Origin of the sequence: Pseudomonas sp. MWU12-2319 (assembly GCF_023242525.1) — a bacterium.
Taxonomy (GTDB): Bacteria; Pseudomonadota; Gammaproteobacteria; order Pseudomonadales; family Pseudomonadaceae; genus Aquipseudomonas; species Aquipseudomonas gingeri_D.
In genome coordinates this window covers 1-349 of the sequence record NZ_JALJES010000082.1, presented here as the reverse complement: position 1 = coordinate 349, position 349 = coordinate 1, and the positions used below count along the sequence as shown (strand labels likewise).

The following is a 349-nucleotide window of genomic DNA, read 5'->3' as shown; positions in this document are numbered from 1 at the left end:
AGCCAGGTCGGCCGAACCGCCCAGCAACTCAGGCAGCAACGGGCCGAAAGCGTTCAGGGTGTTCTGGCTGGCTTTACGGCTGGCGATGGTTTCGCCCTTGGCCGCGACTTCGGCGATATAGGCCGAGGCTTTTTCGGAGAAGTCAGCCGGCAACTCGCCGCTCAGGCGACGGACCAGCTCATTGGCTTCGACCGGGAAGGCCGCGGAGTAGGCCGCGAAACGCTGGTCCCACTCGGCTTCGACAGCGCGGCCGGCTTCCTTGGCATCCCACTCGGCATAAATGTCGGCCGGGATTTCGAACGGGCCGTGGTTCCACTTCAGCGCCGCGCGGGTCAGGGCGATTTCCGCC

General features: G+C 65.6%; 1 pseudogene. It reads right to left on the bottom strand.

The annotated features are described in order from the left end of the window. Positions 1-349, bottom strand: a pseudogene (locus M5C01_RS32850) (transketolase); the annotation flags it as partial.